This is a genomic window from Acinetobacter sp. ANC 4216 (assembly GCF_004331195.1).
Taxonomy (GTDB): Bacteria; Pseudomonadota; Gammaproteobacteria; order Pseudomonadales; family Moraxellaceae; genus Acinetobacter; species Acinetobacter kookii.
The window spans coordinates 111,752-137,442 of the sequence record NZ_SJOC01000012.1; the positions used below are offsets into that span (position 1 = coordinate 111,752).

A 25,691-nucleotide genomic window follows, 5' to 3' on the forward strand; every position below is an offset into this window, starting at 1 on the left:
TTCATTCTGTGAACTTTTTTACGGCATTTATCGCTTTTTTTAGAATTAACGCTACACTAAGCTTCTGTAACTTTTTTAAATTATAACGACTTGATTAAGGTGATACCGATGTCGCAATTGAATGTTGATCCACAAGAAATTGCCAAATTTGAAGCATTCGCTGCCATATGGTGGGATCAGCATTCTGAGTTCCGCCCCTTGCATATGATCAATCCGCTGCGTTTAAACTGGATTGATGAGCATGCCGGCGGTCTCAGCGGTAAAAAAGTGCTCGATGTCGGTTGCGGTGGCGGTATTCTGTCGGAAAGCATGGCGCGTCGTGGCGCCGATGTTTTGGGCATCGACATGGGTGAAGCACCGTTAAATGTGGCACGCATTCATGCCGAACAGGAAGGCGTACAGAATATTCAATATCGCCAGGTTCCAGTAGAGCAGTTGGCACAAGAACAGGCTGGACAATATGACGTGGTCACCTGTATGGAAATGCTGGAACATGTGCCCGATCCGGCATCGATTATCCAGGCCTGCCAGACCTTGGTCAAACCGGGTGGTCACGTATTCTTCTCGACCATTAACCGTAATCCGAAATCCTATCTGTTTGCCATTATTGGTGCAGAATACGTCCTGCGTATGTTGGCCAAAGGCACACATGATTACAGCAAGTTTATTAAACCTTCCGAGCTGGCACATGATATCCGTGCGGCAAATCTGAAATTGAAAGACATGACCGGTCTGCATTACAACCCGCTTACCAAACGTTACTGGCTGGCACCGAATGTCGATGTGAACTACATGGTTCACACGGTAAAAGAAGGTGCCTGATGAAAGCTGTACTGTTTGACCTGGATGGCACCCTGATTGATACCGCGGCCGACTTCATTCGCATTATTCAGGACATGTGCCGCGATAAACCCTGTGACATCGTGGCGGCTGATTTAATTCGTACCCAGGTGTCTGAAGGCGCACGCGCCATGGTGAAACTGGTCTATCCGGAACTGGAAGTGGATGATCCTGTGTTCCTTGCACATCGCCAGCGCTTTTTAGACCTGTACGGTGAAGATATTGCGGTAGAGACCAACCTGTTTGAAGGCATGTATCCCTTGCTGGAGCAACTGGAAAGTCAGAATATTCCCTGGGGGATTGTCACCAACAAGCCACGCTGGCTCAGTGAATCCTTGCTTCAGGCACTGAATTTGACTGAACGCTGTGCGGTTCTGATTTGCCCGGAAGATGTCAGCAAGACCAAGCCCGATCCGGAACCAATGTATCTGGCGGCTAGGCAAATTCAGGTCAGAGCTGAAGACTGCATTTATGTCGGTGACCATCCACGTGACATCGATGCGGGCCGCAATGCCCATATGTACACCATCCTGGCGGGCTATGGCTATTTACCATTGCAACACAAAGATGACTTAACAGCATGGCAGGCGGATTGTATAGTGAAGACAGTTGCAGAATTACATCAAGTGATTAATCAACTAGTCGGCGTAAAACAAGATCATCATTCACTCATTTCATAACGACATAACAATATAAACGAGGAGGTATGCAATGAAATATTCAGAATATCAGCCTCGCCCCGATCTGTTAAAAGATCGCATTATCCTGATTACAGGTGCGGGCGATGGTATTGGCCGTGCGGCTGCAATAAGCTATGCCCTGCATGGTGCCACTGTAGTGCTGCATGGACGTACCCTAAACAAGCTTGAAGTCATTTATGATGAAATTGAAAGCCTGGGTGCGCCACAACCGGCTATTCTGCCTTTGCAGCTCTCCAGCGCCTCTCCTCGTGACTATGAATTGCTAGTCGATACTTTAACGCAACAGTTCGGCCGCCTGGACGGCATTTTGCACAATGCCGGAATTCTGGGAGAACGTACCGAACTGGCGCATTACCCGGTGGATACCTGGGATGATGTGATGGCGGTGAATTTGCGTGCGCCTTTTATTTTGACCCAGGAACTGCTGCCCTTGCTTGCAAAATCTGAACATGCTTCTGTAGTCTTTGCCAGTTCCGGTGTCGGTCGTGAAGCACGCGAACGTTGGGGAGCCTATTCGGTCTCCAAAATCGCCATTGAAGCAGTGAACCAGATTTTTGCCAAGGAAAATGTCTATCCGAATGTGCGTTTTAACTGCATCAATCCGGGTGCCACCCGTACCGCCATGCGTGCCAAGGCTTATCCTGAGGAAGATCCAAAAACCTTGCCAACACCGGAAAGCATTATGCCGGCTTACCTGTATTTAATGGGAGATGACAGCCTGCATTTGAATGGTCAAAGCATTGATGCCCAAGACTGATCTGTAAAGATGAAAAGGGAGCGAATACCGCTCCTTTTTTATTACAGATGCAAACTGATTAAAAAAACTGAAAAAGCAGATTTTGAGTATTCCAAACATTAAACCGAATTTTCAAATAAATTTTACAAAAATATTCGTTTTTATAAATCATAACAATACCGCTATGCTGAACAGCATGAAAAAACCTTCAACATGAGGACGTGCAACATGGCAGACCAAAAACGTAAAATTGAAACAATTCGTGGTATTGAAAAACTACAGCTTTCAAATACCTTGATCATCGGTCTGGAGGATGCCAAACAGGCAGAAGCCATTGCTGAGGCAGTCAACTCGCTACAAGGCCTGGTTGAACAATGGAACTAAAAGTAAAAGGTATTGAGCAGTCAAACCAGATCAGGTGTGCAGCCAGTTTCTGAGAACATTTTTGAATGAATAAGCGTGATCTCAAAAATTTGATACAAAGTTTTCATCAACACAAAGTTTTTTAGTATTTAATAGCCCTATAAAATTGCTGAAGATTTTTAAATGATGAGATATTTTTCCAGTAATATCCTTATTATCTCTGCATTTTTTAAGAAATGAGTGATTTATCTTCACAGTTTCTCTGCAATTTTTGCGTACATTAGCATCAATGAAATTAATACTTTTTTTATGAGGGTTCAACATGAAAAAGATTTTGACAATTCTGGCAATTTCTTTCAGTGCATTGATGGCAAACAGTATCACTACTGCTGCACCTCATGAAAAACATGATAATCGTGGCTGGGATCAATCCGATCATCCAAAATTCAATAAAGGCCGTGATTTTCGTGAAGATGATAATGACATGCAGGACAAACGCCGTATGCGTGAAGAACGCGGATTCAAGCGTCTCCAACAGCATAAATGGCAACCGGGATATGTGATGCCGCAGCACTATCGTGGCAATGGCTACAAGGTTGACTATAAAAGCCATGACCTACCCAAACCGTCGCGTAACCAGCAATGGTACAAAATCAACAATGACTATATTTTAGTGGATACAGACAGCAATAATATTGTACGTATTCAAGGTTTCTAAGCTCCGCTTTTAATTCTCCACGCCCAAACTTGAGTTTGGGCTTTTTTTTACTTTTATGCCCTTATTTTCAAATTCCCCTTTTTTAACGCTATAACTTTCAGACCTTTACAATCTTCTTTTTTTCTCCATCAATTTCACAATTCAACTAAGATTCCAACATCGTTTATCTCTACTTTTCCTCTAATTTTGAACCATCGAAAACATCTTCCTAAATGATTCAGGGTGAAAGTAATGAAAAAAGTTCTGACTACAATTGCGCTTTCTTTATCTGCATTGATGGCAACTTCTGCAATGGCCGCACCAGACCATCGTTATGACGATCATCGTTACAACCATGCACCATCACATCAGGACAAGCGTTGGGATAATAATAACCGTTATGACCACAACCGTTACGACAATAAAAAGCTCAACCCAAGTCGTGACTGGCGTGCTGGCCAGAGTTTCCCACGTTTTTACGACTCATCACGTTATAAAGTCAGCGACCGTGAAGCACGCCGCTTACCCAATGCCAATCGTTATCAACAGTGGTATAAAATCAATGGCGACTATGTATTAGTGAATGAACGTACCGACCGTATTGTGCGCATCATCAACTAAAACCGGTTCAAGTTTACTCTTCCCTAAAAAAAACACCTGAACGCCATTCAGGTGTTTTTTTATTTTTTAGCTTCCCCCCCGTCATTTTTTGATTAGAATCAAGGAAAGAAATTTTTTAATTTTGAGATAGGTATGCAAACGAATTCATCTGAAACTTCACAAAGCACAAATTTGCAATATGTGCATTGGTTTCGACATTCTGCGCCCTATATCAATGCTCATCGCAACAAAACCTTTGTCATCATGTTTGATGGCGAAGCGGTACAGCATGAAAATTTCCAGCATATTATTCACGACATTGCCCTGCTGCATTCTTTAGGCATTCGTCTGATTCTGGTGCATGGTGCCCGTTCGCAAATCAACCAGAACCTGAAAACCAGCGGCATTCAAACGCCTTTTCACAATCACCGCCGGATTACCACACGAGAATCCTTAAGCTGCGTCATGAATGCGGTGGGATCTATTCGCCTGCAAATTGAAGCCCTGCTTTCCATGGGACTCGCCAACTCACCCATGTACGGCGCCCGTATTGATGTGATCTCGGGCAATTTTGTCACTGCCAAACCCTATGGCATTCGGGACGGCATCGATTTCCAGCTGACGGGTGAAGTGCGTACCGTCGATACCGACGCCATTCAGAGACATCTGAAAAACCACAATATTGTGTTGCTGGGTCCAACCGGCTATTCCAGTACCGGTGAAGTGTTTAATCTGGTGGCAGAAGAAGTCGCGACTAATACCGCCATTCTGCTAAAAGCCGACAAGCTGATCTTTTTGGGGAAACAGCAAGGTCTGGTCAATGAATTTGGACAATTGCAGCGTGAAATAGCCCCGCATCAGCTGGATCGGCAGATCCTGCAATATCAGGATTCTAACCCGGATATTGCCCTGCAATTGCGCGGTGCCAAAAATGCCTCACTGCAAGGGGTACATCGTGTGCATCTGATTTCTTATACTTACGATGGTGCCTTGCTGGAAGAACTGTTTACCCGTGATGGTGCAGGCACCATGATGACCGATGCCCATTATGAAGATGTACGTACGGCGACCATTCAGGATGTCGGCGGCTTGATGAATCTGCTTCGTCCACTGGAAGCTGAAGGCATTCTGGTGTATCGCTCACGTGAACGATTAGAAAGTGAAATTGAACAGTTTTCAGTGATTGAACGGGATGGTATGATTCTGGCCTGTGCCGCGCTGTATCCTATTCCCACCTCAGCCAATGAAATTAAATCGGCCGAGATTGCCTGTGTCGCGGTCGATCCAACCTATCGCAAATCTAACCGCGGCAGCCAGATTCTGCATTACCTGGAAGACAAGGCCAAAAGTCTGGGCATTCAGCAGCTGTTTGTACTGACCACACGTACTGCACACTGGTTTGTCGAACATGGTTTTGAAGCGGCCAGTGTGGATGACCTGCCCAATGCCCGTCAGGCGCTGTACAACTATCAACGTAATTCTCTGGTCTTTAAAAAGTCACTTTAAGTCACTACAGTCCCATAGTTGAAGTCAATGTATTAGATTCGCGAGTGTGGCAGGGATGCCACACATTCCCCATCACGACAGGATGTCGTGTATGGGGAATAAAGACTTTTGCCTACTTTTGGTCTGTCAAAAGTAGGGTTTAGCCTACACAGAACCACTTAAACTTTTAAAGAAAAGACAAGGCTATGAAAAATATAAATATCAAATATTTAAAGATAACAAATCATCATGCTGGTTCAGTATTAAAATAAAATTCAAATTATGGGACAGCAGTGCACTTGAAGTGGCTTTTTTTATGCCTGCTATAGCTTTATTTTTTATATCTTTATCTATGCTTTTACGAAATTTTTGACGATTTTCTTATGCTGTATTTAAATAACGTTATACTTACATAAGATTTAGAATTTAAATTATTTAATATCAATAATTTAATTAAATAAAACTGGATATTGAATTGTCCTGATAAATCACATTTCTGCATAAGTTTTTCTTTTTTTTATTTATCTTTTTTCCTCATTAGAAATTTATCTTTTCTTATTTTTTTCGAAAAAGAAAAGGCTTTAGCGTATGTGTTCAATATTCAACACTTCCTTATTGCGGAGCACACATACATGAGCGCCATTCAAGCAAAATTCTGGGCGAAATCACTGGTCCTTTCTTCAGTAGTTGCTGGCGCAATGATGATGTCAGGTTGCGGAAAAAAAGAAGCTGAAACGGTCACGTTAAATATCGGTTTCCAAAAATATGGCTTGTTACCGATTATTAAAGAACGCGGCACTTTAGAAACGGCACTAAAAGACCAGGGCGTCAATGTGAAATGGGTGGAATTCCCAGCCGGTCCTCAACTGCTTGAAGGCTTGAATGTCGGCAGTGTTGTATTAGGCGAAGCAGGTGAAGCCCCGCCAATTTTCGCGCAGGCCGCCAATTCGAATCTGGTTTATATCGCCAACCAGCCGGCAGCGCCTAAAGCTGAAGCCCTGATTGTACAAAAAGATTCAGCCATTCACAGCATCCAGGATTTAAAAGGCAAACGTGTTGCCCTCAATAAAGGCTCAAATGTTCATTATCTCCTGTTAAAAGTGTTAGAAGCCAACAAGCTGACCCTGGAGGACATTCAGGTGGTGTACTTGCCGCCTTCGGACGCACGCGCTGCCTTTGAACGGGGTGCGGTCGATGCCTGGGTAATTTGGGATCCATTCTTTGCTGCTGCAGAAAAGCAGATTGGTGCCCGTGTCATTGCCACCGGTGAAAATCTGGTCAGTAACCATCAGTTCTATCTGGCTGACCGCAAATTTGCCGAGCAGCATCCGGATGTGCTGAAAGCGGTCGTGAATGAACTCAACACCACCACCCAATGGGTATCCCAGCATCAGGACGAAGCCGCCAAGCTGCTGGAAAAACCAACAGGACTTTCTAACGAAATCCTGAAAACCTCCATTTCCCGCATGGGCTTTGGGGTACAGCCGATTTCTGCTGAAGTGGTGCAAAAGCAGCAATATGTTGCCGATGCCTTTTATAACCAGAAACTGATTCCAAACAAACTCAATATTCAAGCCGCAATTTTAGCGAAGTAAAGCATAGATAAAACTTAGGGGATTTAACATGACTCAGCATCAGCCACATCACAAAGCAAACACATGGTTCAAAACCTCCAGTCATGGCATGAATGCCCTATTGGTTGCTTGCGCGATGTTGGGTTCAAGCGCCGCCTGGGCTGTGGATCCTTCAGTAAAACAGCTACGCGTCGGTTATCAAAAATCTTCCGTCAATCTGGTGATTGCACAGCAACAAAAGCTGTTTGAACAGGAATTTCCTAATGCAAAAATCACTTGGAATGAATTTCCAGGTGGTCCGCAAATCTTAGAAGCCCTGGCGGTCGGTTCGATTGATATCGGTGCCACAGGGGATACGCCGCCTGTGTACGCTCAGGCAGGCAACAAGCCACTGCATTATTTTGCGTATGAAACGGCAAAACCTTTGGCTTCTGCCATTTTGGTGCCAAGCAACTCCAAAATTACCCAGCTCCACCAGTTGAAGGGTAAACGTATTGGGGTGCATCGCGGTTCAAGCTCGCATTATTTATTGGTGCAGGCGGTACGCAAAGCTGGTTTGCAATGGACAGATGTTCAACCGATCTGGCTCAGCCCGGCTGATGCCCGAGCAGCGTTCCAGAAAGGCGCGATTGATGCCTGGGCCATTTGGGATCCGTACTATGCTGCGGCACAACTGGAAGATAAAGCCAAGGTGCTGGCTTCAGGTAAAGGCTTAAGCCCAAATTACACCTTCTATCTGGCTTCAAATAATTTGGTTAAGAATCATCCCCAGGCACTCAAAGGCATTATCAAGCAAGTGAACGTTGCAGATAAATGGGTACAAAACAATAAAGCCGCTACCGCAAGCCTGTTTGCGAAAAGCACAGGTCTGAAACCGGTGGTCAGCCAGACTTTTATCCAGCGCCGTCCGAACCCGTCTGGTGCTGCTCTGCTCAACAAAAAAGTGATTGCCGATCAGCAAGAACTGGCCAACCGTTTTAGCGAACTCAAGATCATCCCAAAATCTATCAATATTCAGCAAGCCGTTTGGGCAGGCAAATAATCTAAGGATCAATACAATGAAAATTTTCTGGTTTATTCCTACGCATGGTGACAGTCGTTATTTAGGCACAAGCAAAGGCGCCCGTCAGGTCGATCATGCTTATATGAAACAGATTGCGGTCGCGGTAGATAACCTGGGGTATGAAGGCGTACTGATTCCAACCGGCCGTTCATGTGAAGATCCATGGATTACCGCCGCCAGCCTGATCGATGCCACCAAAAACCTGAAATTCCTGGTGGCATTACGTCCAGGCGTGACCACACCTGCACTGGCTGCACGTATGGCAGCAACCTTTGACCGTTTGTCTGGCGGTCGCGTTCGGCTGAACCTGGTCACCGGTGGTGATGAGCAAGAGCTGAAAGGTGACGGCGTGTATGAAGATCACGCGACGCGCTATAAAACTGCGGCTGAATACACCACCATCTGGCGTGAAATTTTAAAACGTTCACATACTGGTGAAAGCTTCACTTTCCACGGTGAACATTTAAGTGTCGATGATGCAAAACTGCTTTATCCACCAGTACAGCAGCCTTATCCACCGCTTTGGTTTGGCGGCTCTTCCGATGCAGCCGTGGAATTGGCCACCGACCAGGTCGATACTTACCTGACTTGGGGTGAACCACCGGCAGCCGTAAAAGAAAAAATTGAAAATGTCAGAGCCAAAGCTGCGGCTAAAGGCCGTAGTTTAAGTTACGGTATCCGTTTACACGTGATTGTGCGTGAAACCAATGCACAGGCATGGGCTGCTGCTGAAGAGCTGATTCAATACGTGGATGATGCAACCATTGCCGCTGCACAACAAAAATTCAAGCAGATGGATTCCGTCGGCCAACGCCGTATGGCTGAACTGCACAACGGTGACCGTACTAAACTTGAAGTATCTCCAAACCTTTGGGCAGGCGTAGGCCTGGTTCGTGGCGGTGCAGGTACGGCACTGGTGGGGGACCCTGAAACTGTGGCTGCACGCATTCAGGAATATGCCGATTTAGGCATTGATACCTTTATTTTCTCAGGCTACCCGCATCTGGAAGAATCCATCCGTTTTGCCGAACTGGTATTCCCGTTGTTGCCTTTAGAAACCCGTAAAAAACTGGCTCAACCGAACTTGACTGGTCCTTTTGGCGAAATTGTGGCAAATAACTATGTTGCTGATGAGGCCAAGAAGGAAGTGAAACATCAGGAGCCGGCTTAATGAGCAAAAGCATTTCTACGGAAGCCTTGGCCAAACCCAAGGTTTCACGTGGAACACCATTTGGGCAGCGTTTGCTGCCCTGGCTGTTCCCGATTGCCCTGATTCTGGTCTGGCAAATTGCCTCCAGTACCGGGCAGTTAGAAAGCCGCATTTTACCTGCACCGACGGCGGTCGTGGCTGCATTCTGGCAGCTGCTGGTCAGTGGTGAACTCTGGCAACACGTCAAAGTCAGTGCCGGACGAGCCCTGCTCGGTTTATTGGTTGGTGGCGGTTTAGGTTTACTGCTCGGCCTGCTGAATGGTTCTTCCAAGACGGCATCCACCCTGCTGGATACCACCTTACAGATGATCCGTAATATCCCGGCTTTGGCACTCATTCCTTTGGTGATTTTATGGTTCGGAATTGATGAATCCGCCAAGCTGTTTCTGGTCGCTGTCGGGGTATTCTTCCCACTTTATATTAATACCTATCATGGCATTCGTTCAGTCGATCCGCAGCTGATCGAGATGGGCAAAAGTTACGGTTTAACGCGCTGGCAGTTGTATAAAGAAATTATTTTACCGGGTGCGATGCCTTCGATTCTGGTCGGTTTACGTTTTGCACTGGGTCTGGTCTGGGTGCTGCTGATTGTGGCCGAAACCATTTCTGCACAATCCGGGATTGGTTACATGACCATGAATGCACGTGAGTTTTTACAGACTGATGTGGTCCTGGTAGGAATTTTACTGTATGCCCTGCTGGGTAAACTGGCTGATGTACTGGCTGTCGCTTTAGAAAAATACCTGCTCCGTTGGCATGCTGGCTATCAAAAATAAGGAATAAGACATGACTGATTTAAGCATCGGGCGTCATGCATCTGAAGAACGCCCAATACCGCAACAACCTGACCATACCGATATCAATCCTCATGCTGTAGTCGGTGCAGAAATTCTGATTGAACAGCTGCACAAATTCTATGCTGAAGTCAAAGTTCTGGAAGATCTGGACCTGCACATTCAGCCAGGTGAATTCCTGGCCATTGTCGGACGCAGTGGCTGCGGTAAAAGTACCCTGCTGCGTCTGATTGCCGATCTGGAACAGCCGAGCTATGGTGAAATCAAGTTTAAATCGGCGCGTCATATTCGCGAAGGCATCACCAGCGATGACATTCGGGTCATGTTCCAGGACCCGCGACTGTTGCCATGGCGGAGTATTGAGCAGAATGTACAGCTGGGTTTACCTAAACACCAGCAAGACAATGCTTCTGCCCTGCTAGAAAAAGTCGGCTTGAAAGACAAAGCGGGCTTGTGGCCATCGCAGCTTTCAGGGGGGCAGCGTCAGCGTACGGCACTGGCCCGGGCCTTATCGCATAAACCCCGTATCTTGCTACTGGATGAGCCCTTAGGAGCACTGGATGCACTCACCCGTCTGGACATGCAGAACCTGATTGAAAAACTCTGGACCGAACAGGGTTTTACCGCAATTCTGGTAACCCATGATGTCAGCGAAGCCGTGCAGCTGGCCGACCGGATTATCCTGTTAGATAAGGGACACATTGCCCAGCAGTTTAAAGTGGATTTGCCTCGACCACGTCAAAAAGATTACGCCTTTAATGAACTCGAGCAACAAGTATTAAATGCCGTACTGGCGACCTGATTTTTATTTTTGAATCAGGATTTAAAATAAGCGCTTATCAATCCGGAGTTGATTGGCGCTGATCTCAAGATGATGTAAAGGCAAGATAAACAGATTCTTTAATTTTATTTAATGATGGCTCTTCCCCTCACATATTGCACCACCTGCCTGGCCTCAATATTTTAATTTGTAATCTGACTGAAATACTGGAGAATATGCATCGGGTACTAAACAGCCATCTTTCTACCTCAATTTTTTACTTTTTTGAATTTATCGTAATTTCATAGCTCATCTACAAAATAAATCATCATTATTCATAAAATTAAAACTTTTGCTTATGCACAAATCTGACGATTTGCCGTACAATTTATGTTTCCCCTTTAATTTTTTAAATTTGCCAATGGAACAAAAAAAGAGTACACAAAAAAGACATCAATTGCTGAATGCTGCACTCGATGTATTTTCCCTTTACGGTTTTAATGGGGCAAGCTTAGACGAGATTGCTCAAATTGCTGAAATGCATAAATCAAATATTTTCTATTATTATGAAAATAAAGAAGCGTTATATGTAGAAGTGCTCACTACCGTTCTACAGAAATGGCTTGCGCCACTGCAAATGCTGGAATCAGAGCTAGAGCCTGAAGAAGCCATCACCAATTATTTATTGCAAAAAATTGAAGTATCGCGTACTCAACCGAAAGCATCCCGTCTGTTTGCATTGGAAGTGATTCAAGGTGCTCCGCATATTTTGCCAATTCTAAAAGGTCCTTTAAAGAAACTGTTCAAGCGCAAGGCTAAAGTGATTAGCACATGGCAAGAACAGGGGAAAATTGCCAAAGAAATTGACCCTGAACTGCTGATTTTGAATATTTGGGCATTGACCCAGAACTATGCCGATTTTGCTGTCCAGATGGAAATGGTCACCGGCAAAACCTTACGCAATCGCAGTATGCAACAACGTTGTATTCACCATACGGTACACATGATGTTATATGGCGTCATTCCCCGTCCATAACTCTTAAATTATCGTCAACGATAGTTTTGGCATACGACCATAGTTTTCTATGGTCGCCGAATTGCCACTTTCACTGTTCTTCTTTTATCGTTTGATATAATTTTGATAGCTTTTGCGCACCCAACAATAAATTTTCTTCCCAATCCAGATGCGCAGTTTCATTCGCCCCATCGGTAATATATTTCACTGAAACAAATCTTACCCCCAGTTTTTTACACACTTTGGCCATGGCATAGCCTTCCATATCGACCAGATGGCATGGCACTTTAGGCAGGCCTGTTTCAAAGCTATCCCCCGTTCCACAGATGCCTTGAGGCAAATGCTGAAAATAGGACTGTAAATGAATTTCTGCCGGATGGTCCTCATCCATAGGGGTCACCCCGACTGCAAAACCGAGCGGAGAGACATCCATATCCCGTTGCACAAAGGTTGTGACTTCCACCAGTTCATGCGCATTAAAATGTGAACTTCCCGCCGTACCCAAATTCAGTAAGGTCTTGCAACCGGTCTTGTGAATCACCTCAAAGGCTTTAAAGGCCGCATTGACTTTGCCAATACCGCTGTAATGGACTTCGATGCCTGCCTGCTCAAACAGACCTTTAGATTCACTGGGCAAGGCCATAATTAAAGCCAGATCAGACATAGCAAAACCTTCGTAACGTGCAAATTTAAAGTTGTGCACATTAGAAAAGAATTACCCAGCAAGTGCAAATTTAAAATCGTGAGCATGCTAGCGTGCAAAAATTTAATAGCCCGCATTCACTTGAATATTTAAATTTATTTTTCTTGGCATCACCAAGTTTAAAATCATTCCATGCCAGGAATCTGCTGTACGCATTTTTTTTTACATCCTATTTTTGCAAGAAATTTAATATTTTTTTGTATGAAAACACAACAACAAGACGAAAGCGTAAGATTATGGCAATATATAGCCCTGATAATTTTTCACTTATTGATTCGCCCATGAAGCTGCTCCGCCTGAATGCTTTAGCGCCCAATTTTCAATTGCCAAAAACGGCCGTAACCATTGGTAATTTTGACGGTGTACATTTAGGCCATCAGGCGATGATTAGCCAGTTAAAACAGCTGGCAGCCGCAGAAAATCTAAAAACCCTGGTGATGATTTTCGAGCCGCAACCTCTGGAATTTTTTAAGGGTTATGACGCTCCTCCACGCATCACTTCACTGCGTGAAAAAGTGGAATATCTGACCGAACTGGGCGTGGACTACATTGCCGTTGCAAAATTTGATAACCATTTCCGCAGTCTCAATGCAGAAAACTTTGCTGAACTGTTAAAACTCAAACTGAATGCCCACAGCCTGGCATTGGGCGATGACTTCCACTTTGGCAAAAACCGTCAGGGCAATAGTGAATTTTTAAGAGCCTATGGTTTTCAGGTCACCAACTTAACCACGGTTGCACTGGATGGTGAACGCGTCAGTTCGACCCGTATTCGTCAGACCCTGCAAGCAGGCGATTTAGCCCTGGCTGCCAAATTACTCGGCCGTCCCTATAGCATTACCGGTCGGGTACAATACGGTGACCAGATTGGACGAACCCTTGATTTTCCAACCATTAATGTTGCTTTAAATCGTCATAAACCTTGTCTAAACGGGATTTACGGCGTCGAAGTAGTATGTGAAACCCTATCGTTAAAAGATAAAGTGAAGGCTGACAATCCTGAAAAATCAGGCATTGCAGGCTATGAACCTACTGCCCTGTTCGGTGCCGGACATGTCGGCACACGACCGGCCATCAAACAAGTCCATCCAGAATGGCGATTAGAAGTACATTTTCCTGATGTTTCTGCTAATCTGTATGGCCTGTTAATGCGGGTGACATTCTTGCACTATTTACATGGCGAAAAGGACTACCCTTCGCTTGAAGCATTAAAAGCCGGAATTGATGACGATGTTGAGAAACTGCTTGAGTTTCGACAAAACACGCCCCATTTTCCCTTTTAAATCCCAGATTTTTTATTGTAAAACGCGTCAGCCCAAGGCTGATTAAATTGGAAGACAACTTGCATGAGCGATAAGCAAACTCCTGAAAATGCAGTGGATTATAAAGCCACGCTAAACCTCCCAGGTACTGAATTTGCAATGAAAGCAAATCTGGCAGTACGTGAAGCAAAATGGTTAGAAGAGTGGTATGCCGACAACATTTATCAGCAGATTCGTGCATCGCGTATTGGCAAGAAAAAATATGTGCTTCATGACGGCCCTCCGTACGCCAACGGTCAAATCCATTTAGGTCACGCAGTCAATAAGGTTTTAAAAGACATCATCATCAAAAGCCGCGTGATGGATGGCTATGATGCCCCTTATGTGCCGGGTTGGGACTGTCACGGTCTGCCAATCGAACTGAAAGTTGAAGAAAAAGTCGGTAAGGTCGGCGTGAAAGTCGATGCCGCAACTTTCCGCAAGCACTGCCGTGAATATGCCTACACCCAGGTTGAATTACAGAAAAAAGACTTCGTGCGTATGGGCGTGTTCGGTGACTGGGACAATCCATATCTCACCATGAACTTCAAGCAAGAAGCCGACATCGTGCGTTCATTAGGTGCAATTGCCAAAGCCGGTCATATCGAACCGGGTTTAAAACCGGTGAACTGGTGTCTGGACTGTGGTTCGGCATTGGCAGAAGCTGAAGTTGAATATGAAGATAAAAAATCGGATGCGATTGATGTCGGTTTCAGCGTGGTTGACTTGGCAGACCTGTCTGCACGTTTAGGCGTTCAAGTGACTGACCGCACCGACATCGTGATCTGGACCACAACACCTTGGACATTGCCTGCCAACCAGGCGGTTGCCCTGCATGCTGAAATTGAATATCAATTGGTCAAAGCACGTGGTGAAGATAAAGAAGCTCAAAACTTTATCCTGGCGAAAGATCTGGTTGAATCTGCTACTGAACGTTATGGCTTTACAACCGTTGAAGTGATTGCCGATTTTGCAGGTAGTAAACTTGAGAATCTGGTCCTGCAACATCCATTAATCGCTGATCGTCAAGTACCGGTGATTTTGGGTGAACACGTCATTGCCACCAGCGGTACCGGTGCAGTACATACGGCGCCTGGCCACGGTGTGGACGACTATAAAGTTGGCTTGCAATATAACCTGAAAGTTGACAATCCAGTCGGTGGTAATGGTGTTTACCTGCCAACTTCCCCTATTTTTGCCGGCGAACACATTTATAAAGCCAATCCCAAAATCATTGAAGCATTAAGTGAAGCGGGCAAACTTTGGGCACATCACCCAATCAAGCACAGCTACCCGCACTGCTGGCGCCATAAAACCCCGATTATCTTCCGTGCAACACCGCAATGGTTCATCAGCATGGATGCCAAAGGTTTACGCCAAGGCGCATTGAACGCGATTGAAAATGAAATCAGCTTCGTGCCGGATTGGGGTAAAAACCGTATTCAGGCGATGATTGAAGGCCGTCCGGACTGGTGTATCTCACGTCAACGTACCTGGGGCGTGCCAATTCCATTCTTTGTACACAAAGACACCAACGAATTGCATCCACGTACACCTGAACTGATTGAAGAAGTTGCAAAACTGATCGAACAGGAAGGCATTGATGGCTGGTACAACCGTGAAGCGAAAGACTTTATTGGTACAGATGCAGAACACTACAATGCGGTACGCGATACGCTGGACGTGTGGTTCGACTCGGGTACAACCCACTACGCCGTACTTCGTGAACGTGAAGAACTGCAAGACCCTGCGGATTTGTACCTGGAAGGTTCAGACCAGCACCGTGGCTGGTTCCAGTCTTCATTGCTGACTTCAATTGCGATTAACGAACGCGCACCGTACAAAGGCTTGTTGACACACGGCTTCGTGGTCGATGAAAAAGGCCGCAAGATGTCGAAGTCGTTGGGTAACATCATCACCCCACAAGACATCATTAAAGACATGGGTGCAGACGGCTTACGCTTCTGGATCGCATCTGCGGATTACCGTTATGAAATGACGGCTGGTAAGGAAATCTTTAGCCGTGCTTCGGACGGTTACCGCCGTATCCGTAATACCTTGCGTTTCTTGCTGGCAAACCTGAACGGCTTCCAGCCTGCAACCGATGCTTTGCAAGTCGATCAATTGATTGCCTTGGATCAATACATCCTGCAACGCGCAAGCGACGTACAAAAAACCATTCAGCAAGCTTATGAAGATATGAACTTCCATATCGTCACGAACGCGCTGACCAACTTCTGTATTAACGACCTGGGTGGTTTCTATCTCGACATCATCAAAGACCGTCAATACACAACCAAGGCAGATTCACAGGCACGTCATTCTGCCCAAACTGCGCTGTATCACCTGGTCCAGGCCTTTGTACGCTGGATGGCGCCAATCTTGAGCTTTACCGCACAAGAAGCTTGGCCTTTAATTCCAGGTCAAAGCGAGAAATACGTATTCACCGCGGAATGGTATGACATTCCGGTGGCTTCAACTGCGAACCTGGTTTCAGAAGCCGACTGGCAGACTTTAATTAGCGTTAAGTCTGCGGTGAACAAGCAAATTGAAGCAGCGCGTAATGCCAAACTGATTGGTTCTAACCTGTCTGCCAAAGTTGAACTGTGGGCCAATGCCGAATTGAAAGCGGTACTGGATCAGTTAAACGATGAACTTCGTTTTGTCCTGATTACTTCACAAGTGGCAGTAAATGCCTTTGATGAAGCACAAGGCGAAGCAAGCGATCTGGAAGGTTTACGTGTGAAAGTTTCAGCGGCCGATGGTGAAAAATGTGCACGCTGCTGGCATGTCTTGCCTGATGTGAATACACATCATGAACATCCAGGTCTTTGTTCTCGTTGTATTATTAACCTTCCTACAGGTCAAGGCGAAGAGAGAAAGTATGCCTAATCCGCAAAATAAAAAGGGCTTATTTCAGTTCTACCCGCACAATCTTGTGTGGGTCGGATTATCCATTGTGGCGATTATTCTGGATCAATGGACCAAATGGTTTGCAACGACCCATCTGAACTATGCAGATCCGGTCCCTGTACTGCCCTTTTTAAACTGGACATTGCTACATAACTATGGCGCAGCCTTTAGTTTCTTGTCCGATGCCGGTGGATGGCAACGTTATTTCTTTACTTCACTGGCAGCATTAGTGTCTGTGATTTTTGTATTTTGGCTGATGCGGATGCCAAAAAAGATCGTGATTTTACCCATGGCGATTGCCCTGATTTTAGGTGGCGCCATCGGTAACCTGATTGACCGTGTAACTTTGGGTTATGTGGTCGATTTTATTCACGTTTATTACAACAACAGCCACTTTCCTGCTTTTAATATTGCCGATAGTGCCATTACCGTAGGCACGATCTTGCTCCTGATCGATACGTTTTTCCTGGAAAAACACCGTATTCAACGTGCGGAAGCGCAACAAAATGACTGAAATTATTAATCCGAATGAAGAAACCCGAATTGCAGCAGGCTCTAAAGTTGAGCTGCATTTTTCGGTCGCTATTGAAAATGGCGTGGAAATTGACAACACCCGCAGCCGTGAAACGCCTGTCAGCCTGGTAATGGGTGATGGCAGTTTGTTGCCAGGCTTCGAAAAAGCCCTGTTTGGTCTACGTGCTGGGGACCGTCGTACCGTGAGTCTTCCTCCTGAAGAGGCTTTTGGTCCATGGAATCCTGAAAACGTACAAAAGTTTGACACGGTTAAATTCGAACAGACACCTGTTGTGGGTCATATGATTGAGTTTGAAGATAAAGCCAAGCAAAGCCTGTTTGGTGTGGTGAAATCGGTCGGTGAAGACATTACCGAAATTGACTTTAACCACCCGCTTGCCGGTAAGGATATTACTTTTGAAGTGGAAATCTTTAAAGTAACGCCTGCGGGTCAGCAAGGCATTAAAATTATGTAAGGTTTCAGCCCTATACCTTTAAAAGCTCCTTCGGGAGCTTTTTATTTTCTGTTTTTTATACAAGGATTGGAAGATACAAATCCCTAATATTCAATAAATAACATTCATAATAAGTTAAAGACGAAAATTCAAAAAACCAGGGATCATACATGAAAATATATATTGTCGTGGGTAGCGTGCGTGAAGGCCGGACTGCCATTAAAGTGGCACGCTGGGTAAAACGCAGTATCGATCAGGCCAATTTTAGTACCGTTCAGGCCGAACTGGTCGATTTAAAAGAATGGAATCTGCCGATTTTTGCCGGTAGCCATCCGCCTATAACAGGCATTTATGATCAACCCAAACAACAAGACTGGGCAGATAAAGTGGCTTCGGGCGATGCCTTTATTTTTATCAGTCCTGAATATAATCATGGCTACAGTCCGGCGCTTAAAAATGCACTCGATTACGTCGGTAAAGAATGGCAAGGCAAACCGGCTGCCTATATTGGCTACGGTGCAACCAATGGCTCCCGTTCCATAGACCAGATTCGCCAGGTGGGCACACAACTCGGTTTAATCGACAGTAATGCGGTCATTGAAATTCGCGATATTTTTTCACGTAATAAAACCGAAGAATTTGAACCAAATGAGTTTGACCAGAAGACCTTAAAGGACGTGCTGAATAAACTGATTCAATACGTAAGTTCTTGATGTGTTGGAAAACGTTGTACGTTTAAGCTTACAAGATTTGAAGAATATATCTCCTTTTCACACATTATTTTTCACGATATATTTAACTCATACCGAGACAGGAAGTCTCTAAGCTTAAAACTAAAAAGATAAGCGAAAATAACAGCAGGATGCTGCAAGGTACGACAGGAGTTATACCTTAGAATGAATATGAAAAACCCCGACAGGATGTCGGGGTTTTTTCTTTATACATGACTGTGATCTGACTGACCATTTATCGAAAACTTGAACCCAAACGATCAAAATTTACATGAGATGCAAATTTCAAACTCTATAATTACACCCATGCAAAAATGAGGAATCAAAGGAATAATCCTCAGAATTATTCCAGCCATCCTCAACAAAATAATAAAATGGAACGATCAAGACAAGCAGGCCTTTTTTGATGCCATGTACCGGGATGCCCTGTTACTGCAATGGCAGAAAGGTGATGTAGCCATTGTGGATAATATCAAGATCGCCCATTGGCGCATGAATGGCGAACAAGGCAACCGTAAACTGATCCAGATACAGGCCAATGCGTTTAATACAGATGAACATTACGCAGCCTGATTCAGTGCAGTCATGAATATCAATTATTCTAAAAGCCCCATCAGGGGCTTTTGAACTTTATTAAATTTATTTCATAAATCATTTTCAATGACTATAAGTATTTAATAATACTAAAATAAAAAATTGATTTTTTAGCAGGTATTGGATTCATGAGTGTGGCATGGATGCCACACGTTTCCCATCACGACAAGGAAGTCGTGTATGGGAAACAAAAGGTTTTTGGCTACTTTTGACCTTTCAAAAGTAGCGATATTGCCTACGCAAAGGCATCAAAATGAAATCCATCAAATGAGGCTGTGCTGAATTAAAAAAAATTAAGATTGAACATATTTTTGATTTATGAAAGATATCTATTAATCACCTTATTTCGCCGTCATTTTCAGCAGTCTGGCATTGTTACCATCTTCCAGCACCCAAATAGAGCCATCCGGGGCTTCCAGCACATCACGGATACGTTGCTTCATATCCACGCGTTGTACTTCAGTCACAGGTTTCATTGCTGTATCCACCACCACAATGGATTTGGAAGATAGACCGCCAATCAGGGCTTTGTTTTTCCATGCAGGAAATTGGGAACCCTGATAAAAAATCAGGCTGGATGGAGAGATGACGGGTGTCCAGCTGATTTCAGGCGCTTTAAATTCAGGGCGGGTATGATGGTCAGGAATATCTCTGCCATCATAATGATCGCCATTTGAAACCAGCGGATAACCGTAATTTTCACCTTTTACAATCAGGTTCAGTTCATCGCCACCTTTGGGACCCATTTCAACCACCCAAAGTTTGCCTTGTGCATCAAATGCAATGCCTAATGGATTGCGATGTCCCAACGACCAGACCTGTTTTGCAACTTCGCCCTGACTGCTAAACGGATTACCTGCAGCAGGCGTTCCATCCTCATTGAGACGCAATATTTTGCCTAAATTGGATTGCATATTTTGCGCCGGATCAAACTTTTGGCGTTCACCCGAGCTAATCCATAACTTTCCATCCTGACCAAACAGGAGCCGATGGGCATAATGTCCCTGCCCTTGTACTTTAGGTACCTGTTTCCATATGGTTTTTAAATTTTTAACTTGCGGTTGCTGACTATTAGATAAATCTAATTCACCCCGGGCAACGGCAGCACCATAACCGCCCTGTCCTGCTTCGGCATAACTGAAGTAAATGATATGGTTTTGTTCAAATTGTGGATGCAAGGCGATATCGCCCAAACCGCCTTGCCCGCCATAGGCCACTTTAGGTATGCCTTTGACTTCAACTTTTTGTCTGGTTTTGGGGTCAAATAGCTGTAACTTTCCCTTTCGTTCAGTGACCAGTAAACGGCCATCCTTCAGCCCTGTCATGGCCCAGGGTTCATTAAATTCTGCAATGCGCGTCAGTTTATACCTTTGATTGACTGAACCTGAAGAAGGTTTGGAAGATGCAGTTTCTGCGGCTGACTTGGCTGCCGGATTTACAGCATCAGTTTGTGCATTACACGCGGTTAAACCTGCTGTACTGATCAATATGATGGTGCTCAGCATACGCTGTCGGAATATTTTCATTCTGATTATCCTCTGCCATTCAAAGAGCTCACCCGTTTTATTCTAAGTACAATATTGAAAATCACTATTTTTTATTGGTAACAAACTTTCATTTGGTCTGGTGGGTTATGTAAGACATAGCGTACACAAAATGGTTCTATTGGCCTCTATCTCCTTCAAGATAAATTTCTTATTCTGAACTCATCAGGAGACAGGAAGTTTCCCAAACAGAAAACAACAATAATAATGTTTGAGCATCAGGATGTGAGGTACGACAGGAGTTATACCTAGGCAACCCATATAAAGAAGCCCTATCAGGATGATGGGGCTTCTTTTTTATCAGGATAGTCCTTTTAAGCTTTTAAGGTAAGCTACGACTTCTTTATTACCTGCCATTTCAGCAAGCTCCAAAGCGGTATAGGTACTGCGATGATCGACATCTGCGCCTTTACTGATCAATAGTTTAACGACTTCTAAATGATCATTTTCAGCTGCTGCATGTAAGGCGCTATAGCCTTCTTCATCGGCAGAGTTGACGTCCAGACCTTCCTGTAAAGCCTGTTCAACCTGGTCAATGTCGCCTAGCGATGCCCAGTACACCAGTTCAGGAAGATGCAGTTCGTCGTCATCTTCAGGGATTGGGGAGATCGAATTAAATTCCATAGATTACATAACCCTAATATTTATCCTAATTATAAAATCAAATTCTTTATTCGACTGTATCACTATCTAAATTTTTTGATACTTGTAAAGAGGCATGTATCCTTTTTCTATGTTTAGGAAATTCTGCAAATTGTAAAAGCTGTGCAATAAAAAGCTCTTTTTTTCTTTTACTGATTTTATTTCTATTCAAAGAATTATCGAAAATAAATTCTAAAAGACTTATCGTCATAAAAATTGTATATTTCACAATATAAAAAGCCCCGAATAAACAAATACTAATAAAGCCTATAAACAGCAGAGTCTTGAAAATATGAATTGACTGGAAAATAGCAAAGATATTCTCAATATTTATACCTGTTGAAATTAATAATGCTGTAAATAATGCGACTAGCCCCATGAACATTGCTAAGACACGATTCTTGGAATCAGTTGAGAAAATAAAATTATAAATTTTCTCCCTCGTAAGATGTATCCCTTTATAGTTGGACTGAGTTAAATAATATTTTTCAATTTTTTCGATTAAATTTATATATTCATGGTTAGGTATAGCCAATGCTTCACGAAGCCATCTTTTTTTAATTTGTTGTAAAGAAAGCTGATCATTTTTATATAGTTTACGGAATTTTTCCTTAACAATTTCATTTCTTTGTTTTTCTATACCATAAAATAGATAGAAAGTGAAAACTTCTGCTAAAACCATAATCCACAAAATAATATTTTGAGTTTCTTTAGCTATAGACTTTATAAAATAGAAATAGCAGATTGAACTTGAGAAAAATATAAGCATAGAAATGATCAAGAAAAGAAATATCGTGTTTTTAAATTTCCACACTGCTTGGTATGACTCAAATTCTTGATAATACTTTGTAATTAAACTATTCAATAAGATGCCTATAAATCATTATAATTATTATTGTTTTATCATAGCTCTAAAAATCAAAAAAGCCTCCTTTCGGAGGCTTCTTTTTAAACTTAATGTTTAAGCTTTAGACACAGCCGGTTCAGCTGAACTAATCTTTTCAGACTCATCGTCATGCATAATCAATGCAACTGCAATTGCAGTAATTAGCACCGGTAAGCCGACTGCAATAAAGTTGAAATGTGCAGGCAGGTTCATGCCCAGTAAGCCACCAATCAAAATCGGCCCTACAATCGCGCCCATACGACCAATCGCAGACGACCAGCCAATACCTGTCGAACGTACTGCAAGTGGATAGAACTGCGCCACGTAGCTATACAGCAACATTTGCGAACCAATCGATGCTGCACCTGCCAAGAACACCAAGATGTAAAGTAAGAACTGGTTAGACGCAAAGCCCATTGAGCTCATCACAATCGCACCCATCATACCTAAACACATCAATACCGGTTTCAAGTGGAAACGGTCTGCAAGAATACCGCCGCCCACAATACCGACCACTGCACCCACGTTCATGACCATCATAAACATCAGGCTGTTATCCATCGAGTAACCTGCCGCCATCATCAGCTTCGGTAACCAGCTGCTCAAGGCATACATGGTCAGCAAGCAGGTGAAGAATGCAACCCAGAACAATAAGGTATTGGTTGCACGACCACGACGGAACAGGCTCACCACGTTTGCCGCTTCAGGTACACTTTCCTGTGGCAAAGTAAATGTGGTCTGGTCCGTAACCTTGGTATTTGGCGACAAGCGACGCACAATACGACGTGCCTCAGCCTGCTTGTTTTGCTTTACCATAAACGATAAAGATTCAGGCAAGAATTTCCAGATTACAGGCAGTAAAAATAAAGGAATACCTGCAATAAAGAACATGATTTGCCAACCAAAATCAGGCGTAAACCATGAACCTAATAATGCCGCCATCACACCACCGACCGCATAACCGCTAAACATGGTGGTCACAAGTGTGCTGCGCATTTTTTGTGGAGCATATTCAGAAGTCAATGCCACCAGGTTTGGCATCACACCGCCAATACCCAGACCGGCCAGGAAGCGTAAAATACCAAATTCAGTTGGATTAGAAGCAAAACCACCTGCAAAGGTTAAACCGCTAAATAAAACAATACAGATCATGATCACTTTTTTACGACCAATCTTGTCCGCCAAGGAACCAAAGATCATCGCACCAAACATCATGCCTGCAAGAGCTGTACTGGCAAGCATTCCCGCTTGAACGGCACTTAGGCCCCAGTCCTTCATTAATAGTGGTAAAGTTACACCATTAATTGCCAAATCATAACCATCAAATAAAATTACCAGTAAACACCAAGCAACTACATTGAAGTGAAAAGGCGTAAATTTCGCATTGTCGACTACAGAATTTATATCTACAGTTTCCATTGTCATCGTTCTCATCTCCCATGAGTACTTGTCCGTAACATCCTTTAAATATTCGGCTGAATATTTAATTCGACGCAATATACGCAAGCCGGATTTAACGCACAATAAGACTAATTGATATTCTTCTATGAGCACTGGAATAACATTTATTTGATTGATATATCACATTATTATTAGATTAATTTATGATCATTTTTATAAGTAAATTGGGCTATTCAGGCCTTTTAGATCGATTATCTTTTTTGATGGGTTTGATTCTGTACAAAAGATATGCAAAAGCCCCTTAATTCAAAGGGGCTTTTTTAACTGGATGGACCAATGACGGCAGTTTAAATTTTGGCTGTTTTCAATTGTTTCACTACAACGCGAACAGGTTTTGGTTGACGAATCATTGAAATAGCGATCATGCCGATAATGCCTGGAATTGCAACCGCGATAAAGTTCCATTTATGTGGTAATTCCATACCAAGCAGCATACCAATCACGATTGGACCAACAATTGCACCGGTACGTCCCACAGCAGAAGCCCAACCAATACCAGTAGAACGTACTGCAACAGGATAGTATTGAGCAACAAAGCTATATAACAAGATACTTGTACCAATCGATGATGCACCTGCCAAGCTGACAAGTAAGTAAATAACAGGCTGTGGAGAATTAAAGCCTAAACCAACCAAAGACAGTACACCGACAATTAACATGCCAATAAGAACAGGTTTAAAGTCAAAACGGTCTGCTAAAATACCACCACCAATCGTTCCGATCACTGCACCAATATTCAGTGCTAATAAGAACATTAAACTGCTACCTAAAGAATAACCTGCAGCCATCATCAGTTTTGGTAACCAACTTCCAAGTGCGTAAAGCATGAGTAAGCACATGAAGAAAGCAACCCAAAATAAGAATGTTCCTGTTGCACGATTTTCTGAAAATAAAGCTTTTACAGATGCACTGTGTGTCTGATCGCCTGTTGCTAGAACGAGTTCAGTATCTGCTCGTACGTCTGCAGTTGGCTCAACTCGTTTGATAAAACGACGTGCTTCATTCATTTTTTGTTCTTTAACCAGGAAAGTTAAAGACTCAGGTAAGAATTTCCAAAAAAGTGGCACAAAAAGTAATGGAATACCTGCAATGAAGAACATAATTTTCCAGCCAAAGCTTGGTGCAAACCAGGAACCACATAATGCAGCCATAATACCGCCTACGGCATAACCACTAAACATTGTGGTTACAAGTGTACTTTTTAAACGTTTAGGCGCATATTCAGATGTTAAAGCAACGAGATTCGGTAATACGCCACCAATCCCTAAACCTGCAATAAAACGTAAAATACCAAACTCTGTTGGATTCGTTGCAAATCCACCTAAAAATGTAAAACCACTAAATAAAGAGACGCAAATTAAAATAACTTTTTTACGACCAATTTTGTCTGCAAGCATACCAAACAGCATTGCTCCAAACATCATGCCAGCGAGTGCTGTACTTGCCAGCATACCGGCTTGAACAGCACTCATGCCCCACTCCTGCATCAGCAGAGGCAGAACCACACCATTGATCGCTAAATCATATCCGTCAAATAGAACAATGAATAAACACCATAATACAATGCTCAAGTGAAATTTAGTGAATTTTGCCTGATCAATCACATCATTCACACTAACCGTGTTTGCTGCCATTTTTTTCTCACCTCCAATTGTGAGTTTTAATTAATTGTTATTACTACGACACAGCACATGATCTGTAATCTTTTTATTATTTTCGATGATTTATAGCAGTATGCTTTCGTAACAGACTAAGTTGAACACAGCCATTTTCGAGTAAACACTCTACTAAAGTATTAAAAATGACCAGAATTCTAGACCCTTGAGTTTAGTTTTTAACCATTTTTAAATTGACAATGCTGAATTGGGGGCAAGGAAAGTAAAATTGAATTGTTTTTTTGAATCATTCTTCTTTTTAATAAAAATTCTACGCATAAAAAAAGCCCCCTCATTAGAGGGGGCTTTTGAATAATGAGCTGGCGATGACTTACTCTCACATGGGTAATCCCACACTACCATCAGCGCTAAGAGGTTTCACTTCTGAGTTCGGGAAGGGATCAGGTGGTTCACTCTTGCTATGGTCGCCAGCACAACTGTTTATGGACTTGTTC

The 25,691-nt window shown here is 43.5% G+C and carries 25 protein-coding genes and 1 rRNA gene; 19 read left to right on the plus strand and 7 right to left on the minus strand.

Annotated elements, in window-relative coordinates; genetic code table 11:
- Positions 1 to 108: 108 nt before the first annotated feature.
- The 13 genes from ubiG (at position 109) to E0H88_RS11380 (ending at position 11,859) form a co-directional block, all read left to right on the plus strand.
- On the plus strand, positions 109 to 822 hold the full coding sequence (gene ubiG / locus E0H88_RS11325) for a bifunctional 2-polyprenyl-6-hydroxyphenol methylase/3-demethylubiquinol 3-O-methyltransferase UbiG (protein ID WP_131274234.1): 714 nt from the start codon (positions 109 to 111) through the stop codon (positions 820 to 822).
- Entirely contained in the window at positions 819 to 1,520 is a 702-nt protein-coding gene (locus tag E0H88_RS11330) for an HAD family hydrolase (RefSeq protein WP_171458692.1), read from the plus strand. Before ubiG ends, E0H88_RS11330 begins: the two co-directional genes overlap by 4 nt.
- A gap of 31 nt (positions 1,521 to 1,551) precedes the next feature.
- Positions 1,552 to 2,298 (plus strand): YciK family oxidoreductase, encoded by a 747-nt coding sequence (locus E0H88_RS11335; protein WP_131274236.1) that lies wholly within the window; start codon positions 1,552 to 1,554, stop codon positions 2,296 to 2,298.
- Between the two features lie 207 nt (positions 2,299 to 2,505).
- The gene (locus E0H88_RS15935) at positions 2,506 to 2,661 is read left to right on the plus strand and encodes a hypothetical protein (protein WP_165493313.1); all 156 of its coding nucleotides are present in this window, start codon (positions 2,506 to 2,508) and stop codon (positions 2,659 to 2,661) included.
- A 301-nt stretch (positions 2,662 to 2,962) separates the two neighbouring features.
- Positions 2,963 to 3,358, plus strand: a complete 396-nt coding sequence (locus tag E0H88_RS11340; RefSeq protein ID WP_131274237.1) for an RcnB family protein — start codon at positions 2,963 to 2,965, stop codon at positions 3,356 to 3,358.
- 231 nt (positions 3,359 to 3,589) lie between these two features.
- Positions 3,590 to 3,958: an RcnB family protein gene (locus tag E0H88_RS11345; protein WP_131274238.1), complete on the plus strand. Its 369-nt coding sequence runs from the start codon at positions 3,590 to 3,592 to the stop codon at positions 3,956 to 3,958.
- 132 nt (positions 3,959 to 4,090) lie between these two features.
- A complete protein-coding gene (gene argA, locus E0H88_RS11350) occupies positions 4,091 to 5,443 on the plus strand; it encodes an amino-acid N-acetyltransferase (protein WP_092820583.1) in 1,353 nt (450 codons plus the stop codon).
- 611 nt (positions 5,444 to 6,054) lie between these two features.
- A complete protein-coding gene (locus E0H88_RS11355) occupies positions 6,055 to 7,017 on the plus strand; it encodes a sulfonate ABC transporter substrate-binding protein (protein ID WP_131274239.1) in 963 nt (320 codons plus the stop codon).
- Between the two features lie 88 nt (positions 7,018 to 7,105).
- Positions 7,106 to 8,038, plus strand: a complete 933-nt coding sequence (locus E0H88_RS11360; RefSeq protein WP_252152015.1) for a sulfonate ABC transporter substrate-binding protein — start codon at positions 7,106 to 7,108, stop codon at positions 8,036 to 8,038.
- Positions 8,039 to 8,054: 16 nt separating this feature from the next.
- Positions 8,055 to 9,230 carry an FMNH2-dependent alkanesulfonate monooxygenase gene (gene ssuD, locus E0H88_RS11365; protein WP_092820577.1) on the plus strand — a complete coding sequence of 392 codons (1,176 nt, stop codon included), beginning with the start codon at positions 8,055 to 8,057 and terminating at the stop codon, positions 9,228 to 9,230.
- Entirely contained in the window at positions 9,230 to 10,045 is an 816-nt protein-coding gene (gene ssuC / locus E0H88_RS11370; RefSeq protein WP_131274241.1) for an aliphatic sulfonate ABC transporter permease SsuC, read from the plus strand. Before ssuD ends, ssuC begins: the two co-directional genes overlap by 1 nt.
- 10 nt (positions 10,046 to 10,055) lie before the next feature.
- Positions 10,056 to 10,865: an ABC transporter ATP-binding protein gene (locus E0H88_RS11375; RefSeq protein ID WP_131274242.1), complete on the plus strand. Its 810-nt coding sequence runs from the start codon at positions 10,056 to 10,058 to the stop codon at positions 10,863 to 10,865.
- Positions 10,866 to 11,244: 379 nt separating this feature from the next.
- Entirely contained in the window at positions 11,245 to 11,859 is a 615-nt protein-coding gene (locus E0H88_RS11380) for a TetR/AcrR family transcriptional regulator (RefSeq protein WP_092820571.1), read from the plus strand.
- A 70-nt stretch (positions 11,860 to 11,929) separates the two neighbouring features.
- Here the strand turns inward: E0H88_RS11380 and E0H88_RS11385 are convergent, their stop codons facing one another.
- Positions 11,930 to 12,502 carry a phosphorylase family protein gene (locus E0H88_RS11385; protein WP_131274243.1) on the minus strand — a complete coding sequence of 191 codons (573 nt, stop codon included), beginning with the start codon at positions 12,500 to 12,502 and terminating at the stop codon, positions 11,930 to 11,932.
- A 320-nt stretch (positions 12,503 to 12,822) separates the two neighbouring features.
- Between E0H88_RS11385 and ribF the strand changes: the two genes are divergently transcribed.
- The 6 genes from ribF (at position 12,823) to E0H88_RS11415 (ending at position 19,027) form a co-directional block, all read left to right on the plus strand.
- A complete protein-coding gene (gene ribF, locus E0H88_RS11390; RefSeq protein ID WP_131274244.1) occupies positions 12,823 to 13,824 on the plus strand; it encodes a riboflavin biosynthesis protein RibF in 1,002 nt (333 codons plus the stop codon).
- A gap of 63 nt (positions 13,825 to 13,887) precedes the next feature.
- Positions 13,888 to 16,734, plus strand: coding sequence for an isoleucine--tRNA ligase (ileS, locus tag E0H88_RS11395; RefSeq protein WP_131274245.1), 2,847 nt, complete (start codon positions 13,888 to 13,890; stop codon positions 16,732 to 16,734).
- Complete coding sequence (lspA, locus tag E0H88_RS11400; RefSeq protein WP_086196606.1) at positions 16,727 to 17,269, plus strand: signal peptidase II; 543 nt, start codon at positions 16,727 to 16,729, stop codon at positions 17,267 to 17,269. The genes ileS and lspA overlap by 8 nt, the downstream gene beginning before the upstream one ends.
- Positions 17,262 to 17,744, plus strand: a complete 483-nt coding sequence (locus E0H88_RS11405; RefSeq protein WP_092820565.1) for an FKBP-type peptidyl-prolyl cis-trans isomerase — start codon at positions 17,262 to 17,264, stop codon at positions 17,742 to 17,744. The genes lspA and E0H88_RS11405 overlap by 8 nt, the downstream gene beginning before the upstream one ends.
- Before the next feature lie 149 nt (positions 17,745 to 17,893).
- Entirely contained in the window at positions 17,894 to 18,436 is a 543-nt protein-coding gene (locus E0H88_RS11410; protein ID WP_092820563.1) for an NADPH-dependent FMN reductase, read from the plus strand.
- 429 nt (positions 18,437 to 18,865) lie between these two features.
- Positions 18,866 to 19,027 carry a TauD/TfdA family dioxygenase gene (locus tag E0H88_RS11415; RefSeq protein WP_131274246.1) on the plus strand — a complete coding sequence of 54 codons (162 nt, stop codon included), beginning with the start codon at positions 18,866 to 18,868 and terminating at the stop codon, positions 19,025 to 19,027.
- A gap of 362 nt (positions 19,028 to 19,389) precedes the next feature.
- Here the strand turns inward: E0H88_RS11415 and E0H88_RS11420 are convergent, their stop codons facing one another.
- The 6 genes from E0H88_RS11420 to rrf form a co-directional block, all read right to left on the minus strand.
- Positions 19,390 to 20,574, minus strand: coding sequence for a PQQ-dependent sugar dehydrogenase (locus E0H88_RS11420; RefSeq protein ID WP_131274247.1), 1,185 nt, complete (start codon positions 20,572 to 20,574; stop codon positions 19,390 to 19,392).
- Between the two features lie 318 nt (positions 20,575 to 20,892).
- Entirely contained in the window at positions 20,893 to 21,216 is a 324-nt protein-coding gene (locus E0H88_RS11425; protein WP_131274248.1) for an ankyrin repeat domain-containing protein, read from the minus strand.
- A gap of 46 nt (positions 21,217 to 21,262) precedes the next feature.
- Positions 21,263 to 22,099 (minus strand): hypothetical protein, encoded by an 837-nt coding sequence (locus E0H88_RS11430; protein WP_131274249.1) that lies wholly within the window; start codon positions 22,097 to 22,099, stop codon positions 21,263 to 21,265.
- 96 nt (positions 22,100 to 22,195) lie between these two features.
- On the minus strand, positions 22,196 to 23,545 hold the full coding sequence (locus tag E0H88_RS11435; RefSeq protein WP_131274250.1) for an aromatic acid/H+ symport family MFS transporter: 1,350 nt from the start codon (positions 23,543 to 23,545) through the stop codon (positions 22,196 to 22,198).
- A 323-nt stretch (positions 23,546 to 23,868) separates the two neighbouring features.
- Positions 23,869 to 25,215: an MFS transporter gene (locus tag E0H88_RS11440; RefSeq protein ID WP_092820555.1), complete on the minus strand. Its 1,347-nt coding sequence runs from the start codon at positions 25,213 to 25,215 to the stop codon at positions 23,869 to 23,871.
- A 339-nt stretch (positions 25,216 to 25,554) separates the two neighbouring features.
- Positions 25,555 to 25,669 (minus strand): 5S ribosomal RNA (gene rrf / locus E0H88_RS11445).
- Between the last annotated feature and the right edge of the window lie 22 nt (positions 25,670 to 25,691).

Coding starts and splice junctions, on each gene's coding strand:
- E0H88_RS11415 (WP_131274246.1), top strand. CDS start 18,866: ATGTACCGGGATGCCCTGTTACTGCAATGGCAGAAAGGTGATGTAGCC.
- ribF (WP_131274244.1), top strand. CDS start 12,823: ATGAAGCTGCTCCGCCTGAATGCTTTAGCGCCCAATTTTCAATTGCCA.
- E0H88_RS11340 (WP_131274237.1), top strand. CDS start 2,963: ATGAAAAAGATTTTGACAATTCTGGCAATTTCTTTCAGTGCATTGATG.
- ssuC (WP_131274241.1), top strand. CDS start 9,230: ATGAGCAAAAGCATTTCTACGGAAGCCTTGGCCAAACCCAAGGTTTCA.
- E0H88_RS11405 (WP_092820565.1), top strand. CDS start 17,262: ATGACTGAAATTATTAATCCGAATGAAGAAACCCGAATTGCAGCAGGC.
- ubiG (WP_131274234.1), top strand. CDS start 109: ATGTCGCAATTGAATGTTGATCCACAAGAAATTGCCAAATTTGAAGCA.
- E0H88_RS11425 (WP_131274248.1), bottom strand. CDS start 21,216: ATGGAATTTAATTCGATCTCCCCAATCCCTGAAGATGACGACGAACTG.
- E0H88_RS11360 (WP_252152015.1), top strand. CDS start 7,106: ATGAATGCCCTATTGGTTGCTTGCGCGATGTTGGGTTCAAGCGCCGCC.
- argA (WP_092820583.1), top strand. CDS start 4,091: ATGCAAACGAATTCATCTGAAACTTCACAAAGCACAAATTTGCAATAT.
- E0H88_RS11440 (WP_092820555.1), bottom strand. CDS start 25,215: ATGGCAGCAAACACGGTTAGTGTGAATGATGTGATTGATCAGGCAAAA.
- ssuD (WP_092820577.1), top strand. CDS start 8,055: ATGAAAATTTTCTGGTTTATTCCTACGCATGGTGACAGTCGTTATTTA.
- lspA (WP_086196606.1), top strand. CDS start 16,727: ATGCCTAATCCGCAAAATAAAAAGGGCTTATTTCAGTTCTACCCGCAC.
- E0H88_RS11355 (WP_131274239.1), top strand. CDS start 6,055: ATGAGCGCCATTCAAGCAAAATTCTGGGCGAAATCACTGGTCCTTTCT.
- E0H88_RS11385 (WP_131274243.1), bottom strand. CDS start 12,502: ATGTCTGATCTGGCTTTAATTATGGCCTTGCCCAGTGAATCTAAAGGT.
- E0H88_RS11335 (WP_131274236.1), top strand. CDS start 1,552: ATGAAATATTCAGAATATCAGCCTCGCCCCGATCTGTTAAAAGATCGC.
- E0H88_RS15935 (WP_165493313.1), top strand. CDS start 2,506: ATGGCAGACCAAAAACGTAAAATTGAAACAATTCGTGGTATTGAAAAA.
- E0H88_RS11380 (WP_092820571.1), top strand. CDS start 11,245: ATGGAACAAAAAAAGAGTACACAAAAAAGACATCAATTGCTGAATGCT.
- ileS (WP_131274245.1), top strand. CDS start 13,888: ATGAGCGATAAGCAAACTCCTGAAAATGCAGTGGATTATAAAGCCACG.
- E0H88_RS11375 (WP_131274242.1), top strand. CDS start 10,056: ATGACTGATTTAAGCATCGGGCGTCATGCATCTGAAGAACGCCCAATA.
- E0H88_RS11435 (WP_131274250.1), bottom strand. CDS start 23,545: ATGACAATGGAAACTGTAGATATAAATTCTGTAGTCGACAATGCGAAA.
- E0H88_RS11410 (WP_092820563.1), top strand. CDS start 17,894: ATGAAAATATATATTGTCGTGGGTAGCGTGCGTGAAGGCCGGACTGCC.
- E0H88_RS11420 (WP_131274247.1), bottom strand. CDS start 20,574: ATGAAAATATTCCGACAGCGTATGCTGAGCACCATCATATTGATCAGT.
- E0H88_RS11345 (WP_131274238.1), top strand. CDS start 3,590: ATGAAAAAAGTTCTGACTACAATTGCGCTTTCTTTATCTGCATTGATG.